Raw genomic sequence first — 20,238 nt, 5'->3', positions numbered from 1 at the left:
ATTCAATTGGTCTAAACATCAAGTTCTCCTATTTGGAAACATATGTTTATATCTTGTTAGCGTTAATATCCTATTACAATTATAATGTAATACAGGTAGTAAAAGGGAATAAATGGGAATAAAAAAACACGCAAACGTTGCCGGCAACGTTTGCAGGACAGTGCAGGACAGCTGTTCGTAACACAACCGGTTGCACCATTTGGTGTATAAAAGCGGATCGGTTGGTAAATTTTACCCGTGTAAATAGCTTCTTAAAACATATTGGAGAATACCGCCGTGTTTAAAGTACTCGACATCAATATCCGAATCTAGTCGTGCTCTGGCGTCGAATTCAATCACTTCTCCGGACGCTTTTATTGCTCGTACTTTTATTCTCTTGAAAGGTTTCAGGTCGCTGGAAATCCCGGTTATGGTGATCTCTTCCTCTCCGCTCAATCCCAATGATTCGGCGCTTTCTCCGCGAGGAAACTCTATGGGAAGTATACCCATTCCTACTAGATTGCTTCTATGGATCCTTTCAAAACTTTCAGCGATTACAGCGCGAATTCCCAATAAACTGGAGCCCTTAGCCGCCCAGTCCCTTGAGGAACCGCTTCCGTAGTCTTTCCCCGCCAAGACAACCAACGGCGTGCCATCCGCCTGATATTTCATCGCGGTATCATAAACAGTCAAGGTTTCGTTAGTCGGGAAATACACCGAATAACCACCTTCTCGATCTGTAATCTTATTTCGGATACGTACGTTAGCAAATGTTCCACGCACCATGACCTCGTGGTTTCCTCGTCTCGACCCGTAGGAATTAAAGTCTTTCTTTTCGATCCCATTGCTCAAAAGATATTTTCCGGCCGCACTTTCCTCATTGAAAGAACCAGCCGGTGAAATATGATCTGTTGTTACAGAATCGCCCAGATAAAGAAGAACCCGCGCACGTTCGATTTCAGTAAGTGGCGACGGCTCGGTCGATATATCATTAAAAAAGGGAACTTCGCGAATATACGTAGACTCGTCGTCCCAAATAAACTCTTCACCTTCGGGCGCTGCAAGCTTTCTCCACTCTTCGTCACCGTCAAAAATGATATCATACACCGCTTTAAAGTCTTCTTTTCGCATTGCCTCATGGATTGTACGATTGATTTCCTCCGGTGTGGGCCAAATATCTCTTAAATAAACGGGATTCCCATTCGGATCGTAGGATAGGGGGTCTTCCATCAGGTTCACGTCGACACGACCGATTAGGGCATAAGCGACCACGAGCATCGGAGACATCAGAAAGTTCATTTTTACCTGCGGATGCACCCGTGCTTCGAAGTTTCTGTTTCCGGAGAGTACCGACGCCACAACCATCTGGCTGTTATCAACCGCTTCGGCAATATGCGAAGGCAATGGTCCACTATTGCCGATACACGAGGTACAACCATAGCCCACGGTATGGAACCGCAACGCTTCCAAATCTGTGGCTAAGCCAGAACGTTCCAAATATTTTGTGACAACTTTAGAGCCGGGTGCCAAACTTGTTTTCACCCACGATCTTGTGCGAAGCCCTTTTTCCACAGCCTTCTTCGCTACCAGACCTGCGCCTATCATGACACTGGGGTTGGATGTATTGGTGCAGCTAGTGATTGCCGCAATGACAATGCTACCATCGCTTAAACGATATTCACCATTTTTTAACTTGATTTTGACGCTACGCAGATCGTCTGACTCTATTGCTAGGGTTTCTATGTGCTCGTCCGTTGCCTTCTGAACATATTGGGTCCCCGATCCGCCTTCATTTAACCAGGCATGCTCCCTGCGGTCGTCAAACGCTACGTAATTTCGTTGGAAATCTTTGTCGAGAATTGTTTTAAACGTTGCATGAAGCTCTTTGACAAGAATTTTATCCTGTGGTCTTTTCGGCCCCGCAACCGTTGGTTCTAAGGTACTGAGATCCAATTCGACAATTCTCGAATACGTTATATCTTCGTTACCTGCCCGCCAAAGCATATTCTCTTGGCAATATTCCTTTACTAAATTGATTTGCTCCGGCGAGCGGTTCGTACGCTCCATGTAGTCGAGCGTTTGATCATCTATAGGAAAATAGGTTACGGTACATCCAAATTCCGGAGACATATTTGATATGGTTGCACGATCCGTAACGGTCAATTTATCTAAACCATCACCAAACACTTCTACAAATTTACCCACCACACCGGTATCCCTTAGTATTTTGGTTATAGACAACACCATATCGGTCGCAGTACACCCTGCCGGAATCTCGCCGGTGAGTTTGAGTCCTATAACCTGCGGGCATGTAAAATATATGGGTTGACCCAACATCGCGGCTTCGGCTTCGATACCTCCGACACCCCAACCAAGAACGCCAATACCATTAATCATAGGTGTGTGCGAGTCGGTTCCGACCAACGTGTCAGGGAAAGCCCAACCATCACGTTCTACCACACCTTTTGCTAAATATTCCAGATTGACCTGATGACAGATCCCCATTCCGGGCGGCACGACGGTCAAATTTGCCAAGCCTTGTTGAGCCCATTTCAATAACTGATATCGTTCTGCATTGCGCTCATATTCTAGCTTCACATTTTCCTGATGAGCATAATCTGTTCCAAAATAGTCCACCTGTACGGAGTGATCAATGACAAGATCGACCGGTATAGCCGGATTGATCTTTGTGCCATCTCCTCCTTTTCGGACAAATTCCGCCCTGATAGACGTGATGTCAACCACGGCTGGTACACCCGTAAAGTCTTGCATCAATACACGCGCCGGCTTGAAAGGAATGTCTTTATCCGTGCCGGCGGGATCCCAGTTAATAAGGGTATCGAGATGATCGTCCGTTATGGCGAACCCATCGTGGTTCCGCAAAACGTTTTCTAATAAAATCCGAATAGAGAAAGGGAGTCTGTGGATATTTGTACCGTTTTCTTGAAGTTCTTTAAGAGAAGCTATTTTCTGTGTCATGATTTATGGCATGTTTTATAAAATAACCCCGTTTAAAGCAATTTGTTTAGATCTTTATTTTTTAAATACTCGGCTAAAATAGCTGGAATCGCTATACCGCAAGCCTAGGCGACTTCATCCACAGGAATATCACTATGCAGCATGGTAACCGCTTTTTTAAGACGGGGTTCTTTGGTGTTCGCGCTCAAATAGCAGGTGGCTGCCCCAAGCCGGGACAGCCACCTCTTATCGCAGTAGTACCAGACTACAGAATATAGTTAAGCAATCCCGCCAGGCGATAGCCGGCATTGCGTATAGCGACCTTGATGTCGTCGCGGTGTTGACGAACATACATATAGGTGTTTTGCGTCGCGGATGGATTGGCTTCAATCTCGCCGTAAATACGTTCACTGATCTGGTAAGAACTATAAAACCAATCTTCGATCGATGCCCGCTGCATTTCGCGGATTGATCCCCGGTCCAAACGATCATATTCTTCCGCCATCTCCGAAAAGCTTAATCCTATCCCATCAATGACCTGACTATCCCATATGGCGTGCAGATTAGTGGAGTCCCGCCGCCACAATACAGGTATGTCGTTTCCTCCGCGATCTTCGAGACGGCCGCAGTGCATCGGCTGGTGCATGTCGCCAACAATATGAATCAGAAATTTCAATGCATCAGCGCGCTCGTCAGAAGATTTACTTTTATCCTTTAATATGGTTACCATTTCTTGGATACCCGAGTAGGCTGTTTTTTTTTCTCGGTTCTCGGCTAAAAACGCGTGCACGCCACCGCGATCCAATCCCTTTGGAATATTGATATAATGCCAAGGCTGACTATCTTTGTATTTCTCTGTGCGGATCACCTCATCGGCCCATGTGCCGACCATCGCCATCGATTCGTCGCCCAGCAGACGGCGCACTTCGGCCAGCGCTTTTTTGTTTAGGTGTTTCTCGGCAATACGGCCTATTGCACGATGTCCTTTTGCTCCCCACGCGTAGCTCAGTAGCGGTGCGATGCTCACCAAAAGGGCGAGGACGGATATTTTTATCATATGTTGTTTTTTCATGTCTATGTTTTTCTAAATAATTAATCGAAAATATACCGAATACCTACCTGAGCTCTCCACGTATTGGACAGGCTCACACTATTTCTAAATGTCTCAGTGGGTGGCTCGTTCGTCCCGTTAGCCAATCGTATACGATAAACAGGCTCCTGGTTGGCGTTAACCTCACGGTAACTTAGAAGCTGTGCAAAGTCGGTCGTCTTGCGTCCGCCCCAATTACTGTTGAATAAGTTCCCGATATTGAGTACGTCTAGTGAAAGTTGTAGACGATGGTTAGTTGCTTTAATACGGGCAATGTTCAGATCCTGAACTATGCGCAGGTCGAAAGTATGATTCCAGGGATACTTCGCAGCATTCCGCTCGGCATATTGTCCTCTACGTTTCTTCAGGTACGGATCCTGATCAATAAAGGCATCCAGTAGCGCTGCTTGTCTTTGGGCAGTATAGACCTCATCGTTGACCGCGAACTCTTCAAACCGGAGCTCAGACGCACTGTTCGGGATATAAAGAAGTCTGTTGGCTCCATCGCCAAAATTGCCTTGATAAGTGTAGCTATACACGCCCTGTCCAGCATCATAAAACACGGATACGGTGGTATTACCGGTTTTATAGCTTAGCCACCCCATCAGACGGTGCGGGTAATGGGTATTGCTATATCCGAGCTCGGGGTTATTGCGGTTCTCGCGCACGGTTCTAGGCCAGATCTCAGCAGCCTGTGCTCCACCATTGAAGCCATAATCCTTGGCGCGGCTGTGGGTATAGGCGACGTTTCCGGTCATCCCCCTCCACAGGCGTTTATTCAACAGGAAGGTCAACGAGTAGTAATAGCCATTTTTCTCTGCGTTACGCAGCATGTACACATTGCTAAATGTGTTACTCGTCGTTGATGATGTGTAATACGGCCTTGGATCTGCACCCTGGAAATAACCATGCGGTTCAGGCAATACTAAATTTTCTGCTGTCACCTGTTTCATATCCATCGAGAAAATACCCTCTACGGAAGCTACAAAGCCTCCCGGGAGTGTTTTATCCAGCGCGAGCGTACTTCGCCATATCTTTGGTAAGGAGAAATTTTTGTCGGTGAGGTTAATCTCGTTAGAAACCTGTTCTTCCAGCGTAGACGGATCCGGTCGGTAGACGTCCACATCGGGATTAAATGGTCTGGGGTCTGCGACAAAGTCATCACCGGTCAAGCCATAGCCGCCACGGGTCACACCATTCCGGTTTACCTGATTGGAGATATATACGAAAGGTATTCTACCGAGAAATATCCCCGTACCGCCACGGATCTGCATACTGCGGTCTTCGAAGACATCGTAGTTGAATCCGAAGCGTGGCGAGAGCACAAGTTTTGCTTTTGGCAACTGCGAAACATCGGGAATAACAGTAGAACCGTCCCTAGGATCGGTCAGCTCAAACTGCAACAGCCTATCATTCTGCGGAAGAGAGATCGGGTAGAATGGCATATCGGCACGTAGCCCCAATGTCAACTTTAAATTGCTTAATGGCCTAAATTCATCCTGTCCATACAGGCTCAGTTGCGCAAAGCGTGTCGCATCGACAGGAGGGACCGTAGGATCACCATAACTATATCCCTGTGCGAAGGCATAAGGTTGTACTGTAGGATCGCGGTCTATTACGGCCCGCACAAAATCATCGTACGAACTGTAGCGGTAATAGCCGTTGAACATGGGGTTAAATGCGTTTTCGAAAGTCATGTACTCGAAATTAACGCCTGCCGTCACAAAGTGATTTTCTAATACAATATGGGTATTATTTGTGATATTGAAAGTGTTATTCGAAACGACATTACCAACGGTAAAGAGTTCGTTACCAACAGAAAAATAGTATTTCAGCTGGCCATCCGCATCGGGCTCCAATACATCGATAAAGGGGAATGACTGACCGCCGGGCACTCCCCTTCGAGGATCTTCAACACTGCTATAGCCTATTGAAAATTGATTTGAGATGCGGTTACTCAGGATAGAAGAAAGTTCCCCGGTGATGGAACGGACCCGAATATTGTTCGTGTAGGTCGAATTGAAGAAATTGAGCCCTTCGCTACCATTACGACTTCCAGTGATACTTACCGAGCTGGGAAGATAGCTTAGGCTGTTGTTGTTGCTCTGTACATTCCGAAACTGTTTATAATCATTAAACCGGACGAACATTTTATGCTTGTCATTGATGTTCCAGTCTAAACGGGCATTGAACCGCTTGCTGTTATTTGCAAACGGGTAATTTTCGAAATTACCGGTATTGTATTGATAGAGTTCCTGCAATTTTTCCTGTACGTACTGTGCACGTTCAAAGGGTACGCGGATAATGTTTCGGGTTGGATCAGGCGACTCACCTTCCCGTAACGCCCGTTTGTTGTTGCCCGGCGCCAACTGGTCTTCTTGTTCATAGTTGACAAAAAAGAATAGTTTGTCCTTGATAATGGGACCGCCCAAACGAAATCCTGTGATCTTGTTTTCGGAATCCCCCTTGTTGAGCCGCTCCTCAAACGATTTATCACCGGTCATTTGGTCATTTCGCAAGTAATGATATACGGATCCGGTAAACCGGTTCGACCCGGAACGCGTAACGGCATTGACATTTGCGCCGGTAAATCCTCCTTGGCGTACATCAAAAGGTGCGAGGTTGATCTGCACTTCTTCGATGGCATCGAGCGAGATTGGATTGCTGCCCGCAAACTGTCCGCCCGTAACCCCGAAATTATTATTGTAGATATTCCCGTCAATGGTATAGTTATTAAAGCGGGAATTTGCTCCGCCGAAACTCGTGCCATTGGACTGGGGGATTGCTTTCGTCAGGTCGTTTATGCTCCGGGACACGGTTGGCATTGTTTCCATTGCTTCGCGCGAGATGTTCAATGCCGTTCCACCCCGTTGAGCATTCATCAGGTTATCGCCAGCTCCGTTGACGACCACCTCGTCCAGTTGCATACCGCCGGAGATCACAATAGGCAGGTACAGATCTTGACCTAAAGAGAGCGTAATATTGTCAACTTTATGCGGCTGATAAGCAACATGACTGACCAGTACGAAATATGGACCTCCAATACGAAGATTGCTTAGTGTAAATCGCCCTTCACTATTGGACTGAATCTGGTACTTGGTACCGGAAGGCTCGTGTACCGCAGTGACAGAAGCCCCCGCTGAAGGTCCGTTTTCAGTATCAATTTTGCCACTAATCTGGGCTGTCGTTACGCTCTGCGCTATGCTATGTCCAAGACCGAAGATTATGAACAGCATAGACAGGATGAATAGTTTCCTCATTTAGTTTGTTTGTTGTTTTAGTAAATATTTAATGTTAACATCTCGTCGATCGCTAGACTACCCCACCCATTAACGGATCGGTTTTCGAGAGCATGCCCGTTTCGACATGGCCGGCGTAGCGTTCTTCCCAATCGTCATTGCCCGCAAGACAGATACGTATGTCATACCAATGATATTGCTTCTGTAAATTTAAGGTGATCGACAAAGCTTGACCCGGTTCCAGTTTTCTCTGGAGATCACCTTGTTTGTAGCCTAAATCCTCCAACAGGACCGTTTGTACTTCCATCGTTGGGTTATGGAGGTCTATCACTAAGTTTCCTGTTAACTTCTCTGCGTTGTCGGAAGACGATTCGTATCGGCAATTGGCGGCTACGACAGACTGCTTCTGCCGCCCCCGGTATTCACGATAAAATCCATTCGGCGCATACACACGGAGGTGATAGGCATTGCTGTCGAATGCGCTGAGTTGCCAATCGTCCTTTAAGGTGTCGCCCGGGGCGACCGCGTATTCCCATGTCCGCAGCACTTCATCTTCGTACGGATTCATGGCATAAACCAAGAAGGGTGAGCCACTGGACAATGGCCCATGTACTGCCTTGCCGGCAGAGAAAGAAAGACCGAAGCGCTCTGACTCGGAATCGTACGTTCCCTGCACGTAAAGCTCATAAGGAATCGAACAAGACGGTTTAACGCCTTGTTCTTGTTGTGGAAAAAGTGGTGATGTCGTCGGGTTTTCGTTAATCTGAGCAATTTCCGAAGCCGATAAATTCTTGTAGTTATGCGGCACATCTTTAAACTGCGACTTATGGATATCTCGCATAAATGCTTGTTTATCCATAAACTGTAGGTCGCTAAACTTTTCTCCCTTGTAGGGACGAAAAACAGATGTTAAATCACCGCAAATCGTTCGTCGCCATGCTGTTATATTTTCCTCTTCAACTTTTTTCCCAAACTTCTTGGAAAAGAAGATTTCGAGAAACTGGATGGAGGACGTGTGGTCGAACAGTTGCGAATTGACATATCCGCCTCTTGTCCATGGCGAAGCAATGACCAGCGGCACGCGGAAACCTAAACCTAACGAACTTTCGCGCAGCCTATCGTCCCTACCTGAAGGATTAGTTTGCTGTGAGTTTAATGCCCAATCCATCTTCGGATCAATTGGGGAGGACACCTTTCCGCTATTCGCTTTGTAAGGATTCGGTACCGCATAAGGAACTACGTGGTCGAAGAAACCATCATTTTCGTCGTAGGTAAGAATAAAAATTGTCTTCTTCCATACCTCCGGATTTTCAAGTAAAATTTCCATCACCTCGTTTACATACCAAGAGCCAAACCATGGTCGCCCCGGGTGATCCGAAAAATTCGCGGGAGTCATCAGCCAGGATACCGTAGGCAGTCGATCTTTTTTTACATCCTCCCGGAATTGATGCAACACATCGCCTTTGGGCACATTTAATTCCCGCGGCGTTCCCTGGTCATCGTAGCGATGAGTCGTTAGCTTATGGAAATCGGGATCCTGACTGTTGACGGTGAAGGCTTTGTTGTTTAAGGCTTTTTCGTAAGCCGAGAGCTTGCTGAAATTCTCTTGTGTATAGCGTTTTTTCCCATCCTGAATCAGCGCAAGTACCTTTTTCGCTGCGGCTAACCTTGTTTGGTCTCTTTCTTCGACTGGGTTTTCTCCGATCCGATCAATCTCTGTCTGTGCAATTTTCTCCCGTTCACGCAGGTTGGCAATGCCACTGGGATGCAAGCGCACGTTATAATTCTGGAAGTATTCCATTACATTGGTTCCAAAATTGCTCAGCCAGCTGCTTTCCTCGCCGTTCAAGCCAAAGCCCATCGTAAGTTCGTTTTGATAAATCCGCCAGGATACGCCCTGCTCTTCCAGTCTTTCGGGATATGTTTTCCAGTTTAGCGTAGGTTTATTATAGTCGCTGTTGTTCCACACATGTGCTTTGGCATCCACGGCATTGCGTTCCCGAATGGTTCCGGTCATCCAGTACCAGCGATTTGGATGGGTACCAGTGATGCTGGAACAAAAGTGTTGGTCACAAACAGTAAACGCATCGGCGAGCGAATAATAGAAGGGAAAATCTAAACGATCACAATAGCCGAGCGTAAGCGGAATATCTGCGTATTCCTTGTTATATGGCTTCTTTACTTTCAACCACTTGTCATATTTACCTTTGTTGCGCGCGTCCGTTTGATCTGCCCAACCATGTGGTGTAGAACCCATCCAGGGCACTTTCGTATCCTGCGTATTTAAGCGGAAAGGGATATATGTTTTTCCTTCTTTGTTAGATTGCAACCAAACTTTGTTCTTATTTGGTAAATCGATAACCCGAGGGTCGTTAAATCCGCGTACACCTTTCAATGTGCCGTAGAGGTGATCGAAGGAGCGATTCTCTTGCATCAAGAAAACAATATGCTCGGCATCGTAAAACGTGCTTCCTGGTGCCGGATCAATGGTTAATGCTTTGGCGATTGCTGGCGGAAACATGCCCGCTAAGGCTGCACTTCCCGAAAGAAGCGCCGCCTTCTTGATAAAGTCTCTTCTGGAATTATCCATGATATACTATTTTTTTCAAAAACGATTACTTGTCCTCTTTTAGAAACCGGGCGACGACAGGCAGGTGATCACTGATGACTCTCATCGTCTCCGGAGAAAAGAAATTTACTACTTTTGCCCCTCCGTCTAGGATTTCCTTGTTCATGTTTTCATTGATAAGGATATAATCCAGGCGTCTTGTTGGCGCGTTTGCCGGATGAGATAAAATTTCGGGATCGATGGTGTCCACAAAGTGATTCTTCAAGGCAGTGCCTTTAGTGAGCAAGGCTATCTCTTCGCTTTCCGGGGTAGCATTATAGTCACCGGCCATAAGCATGTTCGTTGCTGGGTCATGCGACAAATAGCGGTTAAAGGTTTCGGTAAGCAGGGCGATTTGTCCCTTTCTCATAGCGATGTCCCTCTCGCTCCGTCCTGCTTTTAAATGTACCCCCGTGAGCAAAAACGAATAGTTCTCGGAAGGAAAGACATCTACCGACCACATGCGAGTATTGATATGGTTCTGGCTTTCGGCCCTACCTTGCTCGTTCACAAAACCCGGTAACGGGGTGGTAGCTAAACCGTAGGAGGTCATAAGCCCCATGGGGAACCTACTCATCACCACCACATTCATGTACCAATTATGACTGGGCGCATCGCCAAAATAAAGATAGCCCATATCAGGCAATGAATCCTGTGCCAACTGTTTTAAAAACTTCGCGCTCTCGAACTCTTGCAGTACCACAACATCCGCATTTGCGTTTTTTAAAGCTTTCAACAGTAGCGATATGCGCTTTTTAGTGTTTTCAGGAGGATTGTCTTCCCGGCGATTGTGGATATACGGATCATCATGGAGATCTAAAAAATGTTCCACGTTCCAGGAAAGGACCGTAAACGACGAGTCGGCCGGGTAGGTATAGTCGACTGGTTTGACAATACTCGTCGTATTTACTTGTTGCTTCAATTGTTTGGAGACTCTTGCTTGTTGAGCGCACGACCCCAACAATAAACCAAATAAAGCGATATATGTTAGTTTCTTCATGGAAGCGATATGATTGGATTGGTAAAACCTTTAAACTAAAGAGGAAGGTGTCTGTTCAGGCAGTACTGAACAGACATCTTCCAAATTGGGGTCCATTTAAAAATTGAGCCCGTCAACCCAACCGGGGTTTTGATCAAGGTTGTTGTTAAGCGAGCGTTCGTTGATGGGGATCGGATAGAAGTAATCCCTTTGTTCGTTGAATCCTGCCAGCGCGATATTGCTATGGTAGAACGCGTTGCCTTTGGTTCCTTCACTGAGGATCATACCCCCATTATTTACTGGGATGCCGATTTCAAACATTTCGACCCCCACTTCATCGGCAGGTTTGTTGCCGTTGGTATACAGCACGAGGTTGGTTTGTCCGTCTCCTGTCAGGTCGTATTCGCCCGGACCGGGGAAGTAAATACCCAGCAGAGGCTGGTCTATACAGTATCCCGCTTTCCATCTCACCAAATCGTCCAGTCGGAAACCCTCCTGAACAAGTTCCACACCGCGCTCGCGACGGACTTCAAGGATTACACCAATGTTAGCTGCGGAGACATTGGTATACCCAGCTTCGGCCGACAAGAGGTAAGGATCGGGGTTAGCGTTTGCTGTCGCTACATCAAGGTTGGGCATTCCCACTCTGTCCCGGAGAAGTTTAATCGAAATATCTATATCGGCCTGAGTCAATGTGCCTAATTCTGCTTTGGCTTCCGCATAGTTGAGCAGGACTTCGGCATAGCGGAAAATCGGAAGGTCGTTGGAGGAGTAGCCTACACGGACATCATACCCGAGTGTTTCATCTTGCAAGAACTTGATGGGGTGGTATCCGTTGACCGATGTCGAAAATTTATTTGGAAACGGCCTGTTATCCGACAAGGTGAATTTTGGATTGCGAATGCTTTGCGACAAGCGTGGGTCACGATCTTTTACCTCATCGATAAAGGTCATGGTTTCCCAGCCGGACTGATCGGTGAAGCGGGAACCGTCTGTCATTAAATAGGTGTTGACAAATTTTTTGGTGTACGAGGGACGTCCCTGCGCTGCAGACATGGTAAAGGAGGATCCGTTGTGATTAACACGGGGGCTTGCACTATAATCATACGCCAGAATAAACTCCCCCGGGTCTGCATCGTCCTGGCTGAAGAGGGTGAAATACGATTTTTCCTCTCCTCCTGTGGTGTAGAGTCTGTACCTGCCTGCGTCTATCACCTCTTTGGCGGCAGCGGCCGCTAGTTCTAGGTATTTATCAACCTCTTCACCACCATGGTATTTTCGAAAGGTACCTTCATAGAGGCAAAAACGCGATTTGAGTGCCAAAGCTGTCCATTTATTGATGCGGAAAACACTGACTTCGTCGGGGAGATTATCTATCGCATAGTCAATATCCTCGATCATCTTGGTCATCACCAACTCTCGCGGATCCCGCGGCTTGTAAAGTGCTTCGTCAGACGAACCTAATTCAGCATCATACCAAGGCACATCGCCAAATCGTTTAATCTTATTGAAATAGAACATCGCACGGAAGAAACGCGCTACGCCGGAATATTTACGTATCGCCGCCTCGTCTTCTGCTTGATCTACCCGGGCGAGAAAGGTGTTGATTCTACGTAAGTCGCCCCAATCCCATCCACCACCAGAGTTCGGAACAGTACGGCGGTTCCCTCCAATAATCACCTCTGAGAGTGTCATCTGTACGAGATGATCGCTTTGCTGGCGGTCGTCCATATTTAACATGTTGTATAATGGATTGGTAAAGAACTCGAGATCCTGCTCCGTTCTGAAATAGCCGCTTTCCGGAATCTGACTCAGTGGTTGTTTATCCAGTAGCTTTTCGCAGCTCGATAAAATGGCAGAAAGCGCTGTAATCGACAATATTGAAAGTATTTTATTCATTGTTATCCTATTTTTTCAAATTAAAAAGTGATATCTAAACCGAACGTAAAGGTTTTATGCCATGGGTAGTGGGCCTGATTGGTTGACCCTTGGTCGGCCCCTTGCCGATTGCGGTGCACGTACGCCGCTTCGGGATCGAGATATTTGGTCTTCTTCTTCAGTGGCGACCAGTATGCTAGGTTTTCGCCCGAAAAGTAAATCCTAAACTGATCAATACCGACCCTTTTAGTGACTCTAGCTGGAAGCGTATATCCAGCGGTTAGATTCTTAAGGCGCAAATAGCTGATGTTTTGGAGATAGTGGTCGTTGGTCTTCGCCAAGTAACCACCAGTTGCCAAGTAGGCTCGCGCTCTCGGGAAGTAAGCATCCGGATTATCTTCTGACCATACCTTATCGATAAAATTATAGGGCATAAACGTTCCATAAGAGGCCGAATAATGCCCCCAGAAATCTCTGGTGTTACCATGGAGGTAGACTTGGTGCGTACCGACACCTTGGAAAAAAGCGGAAGCGTCAAAACCCATCCACCGTAGGTTCGCATTGATTCCGTATGCCATTGAAGGCAGCGAATTGCCGAGTTTTACGAGGTCACCCGGATCGTCGACCGTATTTGCACCAACACCCCAAATGCCATCACCATTCGTATCCAGAAACTTGAGGTCTCCTGCCATCCAGCCGCCAGTCAACCGTGTAGATTGCAGGCTCAAATCCACCTCTTCGGCGTATTGTCTTGCCTCTTCATCGGTTTTGAAGAACCCGTCAGTCTTGTAGCCCCATATCTCACCCCATTCCTGTCCGACATAATGATCTTTAGCAAACGATCTTTCGGGATTGTCATATTTGGTGACCACGGTTTTGTAATCGCTGAGGTTAAAACCCAAGCCATATTGAAAAGGTTTTCCAGCCAAGGTGAATTGATCTCTCCAACTGACAGAAAACTCGTAGCCTTTGGTACGCAGGTCGGCGGCGTTCATCTCGGGCGGATTCGCCCCATAGACGGCAGGCAAAGCTACACCGACCGTAAGCATATCCCTCGTGTCACGTATGTAGAGATCGGTAGTCATGCTCAAGCGGTTATTCAGCATATTCAAATCGAGCCCCAAATCCCATTGCTCCGCAGTTTCCCAAGTGAGGTCATCGGCTAGCGGATTTCCCAGTGTAGCTTGTTTGGAAGGCGTATTCCCGCCGAACAGCTGATTCAAATTGCTGATTGATACCAATCTAATGTATGCATAGTAGCTTGACACGTTTTGATTGCCTAAGCTACCGAAAGAACCTCTCAGTTTGAGGTTATCTATCAAGTTTCCGGCTCCACTGTTCTGGAAAAAAGGCTCCTCCGAGATTCTCCAACCTACTGATGCCGAAGGGAAAAATCCCCATCGGCTCCCCGGAGCAAAGCGCGAGGTGCCGTCATAGCGACCGCTGAACTCAGCTAGATAGCGCCCCTTATAGTCGTAGTTGGCTCGACCAAAGATCCCTAACAACGCCCACTCACTTTGGCCACCGCCAACACTAGTGATAACGGCGCCATTGGCGTCGGTCCCCACAAGATTGAGGTCGTTTACATCGGACACGACAAGGTTTTCCCCCACGGCACGTACATTTTTAGCGTGCCACGTTTCGTAGTTGAATCCACCTACTGCCGTAAAATGGTGTGCTCCGTTAAAGGTATCTTCGTAGTTGGCATAAGCATTTAACGCTTTGTATTTGTTGGTACCAACTGTTTCCGTCAACCGATTGATACCCGCCCCAGTGATGTACTCCTCAATAGGACTGTCAGGATATACGCGGTAGGGCAACGGATTTCCGCGGGCCGTGCTTCTGCCTTGGTAAAATCGGTAGGTAAAATCTCCTGTGATGGACAGCGTTCTGTGCGGCGTCATGACCAAACGCGTGGTGGTCGTGAAATCGTTGTCGGAGTCAATCGTGGGATGCAGCCCGTCTTTCAGCATGATTTGCCGGCCGTTCCCCACTTTATATGTCCCAATCAGTCCATCGGTATCGTAAATACCTGTTCCATCGGGGTTGAAAAACGGGAAATTTGCCAAACCATGGTTACCAGCATGGTGAATGAGGTTATCGATACCGTTTTGATTGTTGTATTTGGAGTCGTACAGCGCGATATTGCTTGATAAAGTGGCCCACTTATTGATATTGAAATCAACCTTCGAACGTAGGTTATAGCGGTTTAACACATCAGGATGATGTCTTTGCATACCTTGCTGGCGAAGATAAGAGCCGGACATCAAATATTTTACGTCCTCGGATCCTCCAGTTAGGGAGACACGGTGTTGCTGGAAAGGGTTTTTGTTGGTGAAGAGGCCGTTCCACCAGTCTTGATTGGCGTAGTATATCCAGCGATTTCTACCTTCCCGAATATCCTCAATAACCCAAGGTCGGTCAGGGTGTTCGGTTTTATCGTCCACACGTGCCCACAACTCTTCCATATCCTCGTCGGTGTATTGAATATATTTGTTTCCCGAATCGGCCTGCCAGAACTTGTTGACCAGAAATACCGACCAATAGCCGCGGTACTCATAGTCTCTCGATGCGGTGGGCTCTTCCCAACCTATTCGGGAGCTGTAGTTAACGGTAGCTTTACCATCTTGGCTACTTCCGCTTTTAGTGGTTACAAGGATCACACCGAAAGCCGCACGCGCACCATAGACGGCTGCGGCGGAAGCGTCTTTAATGATGGAAATTGACTCGACGTCGGCCGGGTTGACACGATTCAAATCCCCCACAGCACCATCAATCAGCACCAAGGGTTCCGTTTCGTTGATCGAGGTTATACCCCGTATATTGATTTCCGGTGTCGAGCCGGGTCTGCCGGCACTCGTGGTCACGTTGACACCAGGTACAGCTCCTTGTAGCATACCTGTCACAGTAGGTGTGACACGATCAGCGAGTTCTTCGCCGGTAACGACCGAAACGGCTCCGGTTAGATTGACACGTTTTTGGGTTCCATATCCAACTACGACTGCTTCTTCGAGTTCTGTAACATCTTCCTGCAGATAAATAACCAGATCGGTCTGCGAATCAGCTATCGGCTCCGTTTTGTTTATGTAACCTACTAGGTGTACATCCAGTGCTGTTACCCCCTGTGGAATGGACAGTCTGAATGACCCGTCTTCATCGGTTACGGCGCGTCGGGTCGATCCCTGTACGGAGATGGTAGCGCCGACAATGGGCTGTTCCTGGATATCGAGCACTTTTCCGGACACGGTCCTGTTCTGGCCCGAACCTTTTGATAAGATTACGATATTTTCACCGACATGTTTAAATGTTAGATTTGTTCCTGCCATCAGGTTGGTCAACACAGCATCAAGGTCCTTCTGTAAGATCTCTTGCTTCTTTATGCTATAGGGGGCTGTCAAATCGGGGTTGTAAACAAATTTTTGACCGGATACACTTTCGATCTGCTTAAGTGCTTGCGTCAACGACCCTTTTTCTAGGCTAAGGGTAATTTTGTCAGCTTCCTTTTGTAAGTCTTCGCTACTGGCTTGGGCATTCCATACATTCATCAGGAGCACTAACAGCGTAGCGATAATGATTAGATTTCGCTTTTTGAAACATGCCTTGCAGCAGCAATATGCACGTGTTAGGTAACTGTTTTTTTTCATTATATTAAAGTAAATTGATAATTCTTGCGGATTATTGATTATCTTTCTTAGTTGATTGACGGTGATGAAAGATGCCGGAATTGGATATCCAGTCCGGCTCGATCTTTTCGTGATTATTTTTCCATAGGCCTGATAGTTATATCATTGTTTTCTCTATTTTTTTCACGTATACGTATGGTGTTTGTCTCGTCATTGAATATTGATTCAGTATTGGTAGCAAGTCCCAGCATGTGGAGGATTTGGGACAGGGATACATCCTTGCTGAACCGGGCCGAAACGGGATAGCTTTTGATTTTACTATTGACGAATTGTATCTGGACATTGTACCTACGCTCAAGAATTTGTGCGGCCGTTCCAAAGGTTTCCGTTTCAAAAACGAGTTCATCATCCTTCCAAAGCTTCGTATTTTCCGATTTTACTGGTTGACGGGTAAACGAGCCAGTAGACTTCTGATAGGATAGTTGTTGATCCTTTTCCAACTCACCGATTAGACCGGCTGAATCGGATACGGACACTTTTCCTGAAGAGACGGTGATTTCGATATGAGGCTGTTCCGCGTACGCCCTAATCGTAAAAGACGTACCCAACACCCGGGTGCTCACGGATCCGGCGTGAACGATAAAAGGTTTCGATTCATCTCGCTTTACGTTAAAAAATGCCGCCCCGTTTAAAAATACTTCACGGGTCTTTCCTGAAAGATTGTCGGCATAGCGAATCTGGCTTTCCGGATGGAGCCTTACGGTACTTCCATCGGGGAGTAACACCTCTTTAAGGTCATTGTCATTCTCCACAATTACGAGGGCAGCTGGCTGCTGAGGTTGTATGCTTAACCTGTCATAGCCGAACCAGCTCAGGGCGATGGCCAATGAAGCTGCTACTACACGGACAACGGCGGTTCTCTTACACCAACTCGGGGAGGAGAGAGAACTGTTGTTTGCTTGACGGGGCTCCTCTCTAATCCGCTCAAAAACCATTGCTTTACCCCGCGCTAAACGTTCGGGATCTGAGACCGGTTGGCTTTCATCCCACGCGCGCTTAACTTGCCGGTATAGTCGTCTATTCCCTTTGGAGCTATTTATCCATGAGGCCAATAAAATATCCTCGTCCGTCGTGCTCTCGTTAGAAAGGTGCTTCGCAATAAGCTCCAGCATTTCACTGCTCCCCATTTAGTTCGATTTTACCAGTAAGATCCTTTTTTAGTTATTTCTTCCCGACCTAGTCAGTTAATAAATTATTAAGAAAAGAACAACTAAATGAGAAGCGAATTTGCTGTAGAACTGGTTTAGGCCATGTTGTTCCTGAGCAAACTAATACGGGGGCGCAGGTATTTAATAGCGAGACTTATTTGATTGTGTACTGTTTTCTCCGAAATTTCCAATAACGTTGCGATCTCTTTATAAGATAAAGATTCGAACCGATTGAGTTCAAAAATAACGCGCCGTTTTTCAGGGAGTGTTTGAACCAGGTTCTTAATGTCGTTATTAAACTCCTGCAGTGTGAGGTGTGTTAAGGCGTTATGTGAATCAGCTACCTCAGAGGTTATGCTATCCAAAGGAACGGACCTCGAGGAGGATAGGCTCCTCTTTTTTTGTAAAGCCTTGTTTTTGACGGCTGTATATATGTAGGACTTCAGGTTGGTATGAATTTCCAGCGTCATACGTCTAGTCCATATGGTATAGAATACGTCGGCTACGAGTTCCTCTGAGGTAGCCATATCACCGATAAACAAGTTACAAAAATTACATAACGGAACAAAGTAACGGTCCATTAGTTTAGATAGAGCCTGCTCATCCCCATCGTGGAGCCGTGACAGCAATTCCTTTTCTTGGGCATTATCCTGCATATCATTTTCTGTTTTTCGTTAAGCGTTCAGGATGATTTTTTTGCAAAAGTAGTTCATTACGGGTTTGTGCACGTTTCCATTTAATTACTGTTTTGTTACCTTTCAATTAAATAATAGCTCTGGAAAAAGAAGGCAGTTCCTCCCGATCGGCATTTCTTTCCCCCAATGATACTGCTCACTCGCGTTATGCGATCTCGTGGATGCGATGGGAATTTGGTAAATAAAGAACGCCGCAAATTGAATATCTACGGCGTTTCGATGTTCTTTGACTTTAGTGGTCGTAGCCCCGAGCAGAATCGAACTGCTATCAAATGTTTAGGAAACATCTATTCTATCCGTTGAACTACGGGGCCTGGTAATGACTACAAAAATAACTTTTTTTCTCTATTAATTTTATAATCATTAGCTATATTCCTACCGCTGGTGTTATAGATTTTAGCAATAAGTCATAAAGATTTTTGATGTTTTATTGACAATAAAAAGCCTACTTTTGCAGTACAAAAAGAAAGAAATATATATTATGAGTTTTACAGGTAAAAATTTTCCAAGCATTTCAGTTGACGCAATTGATTATTTAGGTGACAACTTCACGATCAACGTATTCGAAAGAGCAAAAGCAGAAAACAAGAAAGTATTGTTATTTTGGTACCCAAAAGATTTCACTTTTGTGTGTCCAACGGAATTGCATGCTTTCCAAGAGCTTTCGGAAGAATTTGCTAAACGAAATACGATTGTCATTGGTGCTTCCTGCGACTCTGCTGAAGTTCACTTCGCGTGGCTAAACACAGCAAAGGACAACGGGGGTATCGAGGGTGTAGAGTACCCGCTTATTGCAGACACCAACCGCAACTTATCAAGTGTATTGGGTATCTTAGAAATGAAAGAAGTAGAGCACCCAGAGTACGGTACATTGGTTGAAGGTTCTGCTGTTTCTTACCGCGCAACTTATCTTGTTGACGAAACAGGTAAAGTATTTCACGAGTCCGTCAACGACATGCCGCTAGGACGTAATGTAAAAGAATATCTTCGTTTAATCGATGCCTACACACATGTGCAGAAACACGGAGAAGTTTGTCCAGCAAACTGGGAAGAAGGAAAAGAAGCGATGAACGCCACACGAGAAGGCGTTGCGACTTACCTTTCTGCAAACTAGTTAAAATACACAACCCTCGAAAGGAGAGATTCGCTCTCCTTTCTTAAATAAAATTATCATGTTACAAGAATTAGACAAAGACGATCTACAGGAAATTGTAGAGAATAACGATACCGTCATGGTACAATTTTCAGCTTCGTGGTGTGGGAATTGCCGTATCATGAAACCAAAATTCAAAAAACTAGCGTCAGAAAACGACAACGTTTCATTCGTCATCGTTGATGCAGAGAAGTTTCCTGAATCCCGAAAACTTGCAAACGTAAACAATTTGCCGACTTTTGCGGCGTTTAAAAATGGAAAGTTAGTCAACCAGGTACAAACAAACAAAATTGACGGATTAATTGATTTATTAAATGAAGCTACCAGTAATTAAGCACCTTATTGAGTTTATAGAGCAGAACGATGCAGATTTCGTATTAGAAACTATCGAAACGCTGGAGGCGCTAACGGAAGTTCCCTCCCTCAAGGATGAAGAACTTGATGTGATAGGGGAATTGATTTCCAATATGTATGGAGCCGTGGAGGTGGACAAACTGATTAAAAATGGCACGCCTAAAAAAGAAGCATTAAACGGCTTTATGCAACGAGTGCTCGGGTCTATCGATAAATAAAGAACGCGCGGCCTGTTTATAACTTCTTCTATGTGGAAAAGTTTTCTGTCAAGAAGAAGGCGATTCCTATTATTTAATCCTAATTTTACTAGCACTATAAGGTTACTACTTTAAAACTATCGACTGTTCCCGTTTGTTTTTAAATTTGTTGGGTTGATTTGGAAGTTTTAGACAAAAGGATTTTTAATTGTTGGTAAAAGGAATCAGAACGCATCTGATTCCTTTTATTTTTCCCCTCGTCCTTTACCATCAGGCC

At 46.0% G+C, this 20,238-nt stretch carries 12 protein-coding genes and 1 tRNA gene; 3 read left to right on the top strand and 10 right to left on the bottom strand.

All coding sequences use genetic code 11. The features are described 5' to 3' along the window. Positions 1 to 231: 231 nt before the first annotated feature. The 10 genes from acnA to C5745_RS15020 form a co-directional block, all read right to left on the bottom strand. The gene (gene acnA, locus C5745_RS15065; protein WP_105717838.1) at positions 232 to 2,958 is read right to left on the bottom strand and encodes an aconitate hydratase AcnA; all 2,727 of its coding nucleotides are present in this window, start codon (positions 2,956 to 2,958) and stop codon (positions 232 to 234) included. 244 nt (positions 2,959 to 3,202) lie between these two features. Beyond that, positions 3,203 to 4,009 carry a S1/P1 nuclease gene (locus C5745_RS15060; RefSeq protein WP_105717837.1) on the bottom strand — a complete coding sequence of 269 codons (807 nt, stop codon included), beginning with the start codon at positions 4,007 to 4,009 and terminating at the stop codon, positions 3,203 to 3,205. A 20-nt stretch (positions 4,010 to 4,029) separates the two neighbouring features. Next, a complete protein-coding gene (locus C5745_RS15055) occupies positions 4,030 to 7,287 on the bottom strand; it encodes a TonB-dependent receptor (RefSeq protein ID WP_105717836.1) in 3,258 nt (1,085 codons plus the stop codon). A 52-nt stretch (positions 7,288 to 7,339) separates the two neighbouring features. Further along, positions 7,340 to 9,856 carry a phosphocholine-specific phospholipase C gene (locus tag C5745_RS15050; protein WP_105717835.1) on the bottom strand — a complete coding sequence of 839 codons (2,517 nt, stop codon included), beginning with the start codon at positions 9,854 to 9,856 and terminating at the stop codon, positions 7,340 to 7,342. Between the two features lie 25 nt (positions 9,857 to 9,881). Continuing rightward, positions 9,882 to 10,874, bottom strand: a complete 993-nt coding sequence (locus tag C5745_RS15045) for an endonuclease/exonuclease/phosphatase family protein (RefSeq protein ID WP_105717834.1) — start codon at positions 10,872 to 10,874, stop codon at positions 9,882 to 9,884. 96 nt (positions 10,875 to 10,970) lie between these two features. After that, positions 10,971 to 12,752, bottom strand: a complete 1,782-nt coding sequence (locus C5745_RS15040; RefSeq protein ID WP_105717833.1) for a RagB/SusD family nutrient uptake outer membrane protein — start codon at positions 12,750 to 12,752, stop codon at positions 10,971 to 10,973. A 20-nt stretch (positions 12,753 to 12,772) separates the two neighbouring features. Then, positions 12,773 to 16,375 (bottom strand): SusC/RagA family TonB-linked outer membrane protein, encoded by a 3,603-nt coding sequence (locus C5745_RS15035; protein ID WP_207795818.1) that lies wholly within the window; start codon positions 16,373 to 16,375, stop codon positions 12,773 to 12,775. A gap of 113 nt (positions 16,376 to 16,488) precedes the next feature. Next, positions 16,489 to 17,541, bottom strand: a complete 1,053-nt coding sequence (locus C5745_RS15030) for a FecR family protein (RefSeq protein WP_105717832.1) — start codon at positions 17,539 to 17,541, stop codon at positions 16,489 to 16,491. Between the two features lie 116 nt (positions 17,542 to 17,657). After that, positions 17,658 to 18,218 (bottom strand): RNA polymerase sigma-70 factor, encoded by a 561-nt coding sequence (locus tag C5745_RS15025; RefSeq protein ID WP_105717831.1) that lies wholly within the window; start codon positions 18,216 to 18,218, stop codon positions 17,658 to 17,660. A 281-nt stretch (positions 18,219 to 18,499) separates the two neighbouring features. After that, positions 18,500 to 18,571: transfer RNA gene (locus C5745_RS15020), tRNA-Arg, on the bottom strand. 167 nt (positions 18,572 to 18,738) lie between these two features. Here C5745_RS15020 and C5745_RS15015 point away from each other — a divergent pair. From C5745_RS15015 to C5745_RS15005, 3 genes are read left to right on the top strand one after another with little or no spacing between them, the layout of a single operon-like run. Continuing rightward, a complete protein-coding gene (locus tag C5745_RS15015; RefSeq protein ID WP_105717830.1) occupies positions 18,739 to 19,371 on the top strand; it encodes a peroxiredoxin in 633 nt (210 codons plus the stop codon). 58 nt (positions 19,372 to 19,429) lie between these two features. Then, on the top strand, positions 19,430 to 19,744 hold the full coding sequence (locus tag C5745_RS15010) for a thioredoxin family protein (protein WP_105717829.1): 315 nt from the start codon (positions 19,430 to 19,432) through the stop codon (positions 19,742 to 19,744). Further along, entirely contained in the window at positions 19,725 to 19,982 is a 258-nt protein-coding gene (locus C5745_RS15005) for a DUF6952 family protein (protein WP_105717828.1), read from the top strand. Before C5745_RS15010 ends, C5745_RS15005 begins: the two co-directional genes overlap by 20 nt. The last annotated feature ends 256 nt before the right edge of the window (positions 19,983 to 20,238 follow it).

It is taken from the genome of Sphingobacterium haloxyli, from assembly GCF_002980525.1.
GTDB lineage: Bacteria > Bacteroidota > Bacteroidia > Sphingobacteriales > Sphingobacteriaceae > Sphingobacterium > Sphingobacterium haloxyli.
This window is presented reverse-complemented; position numbering and strand designations above follow the sequence as displayed.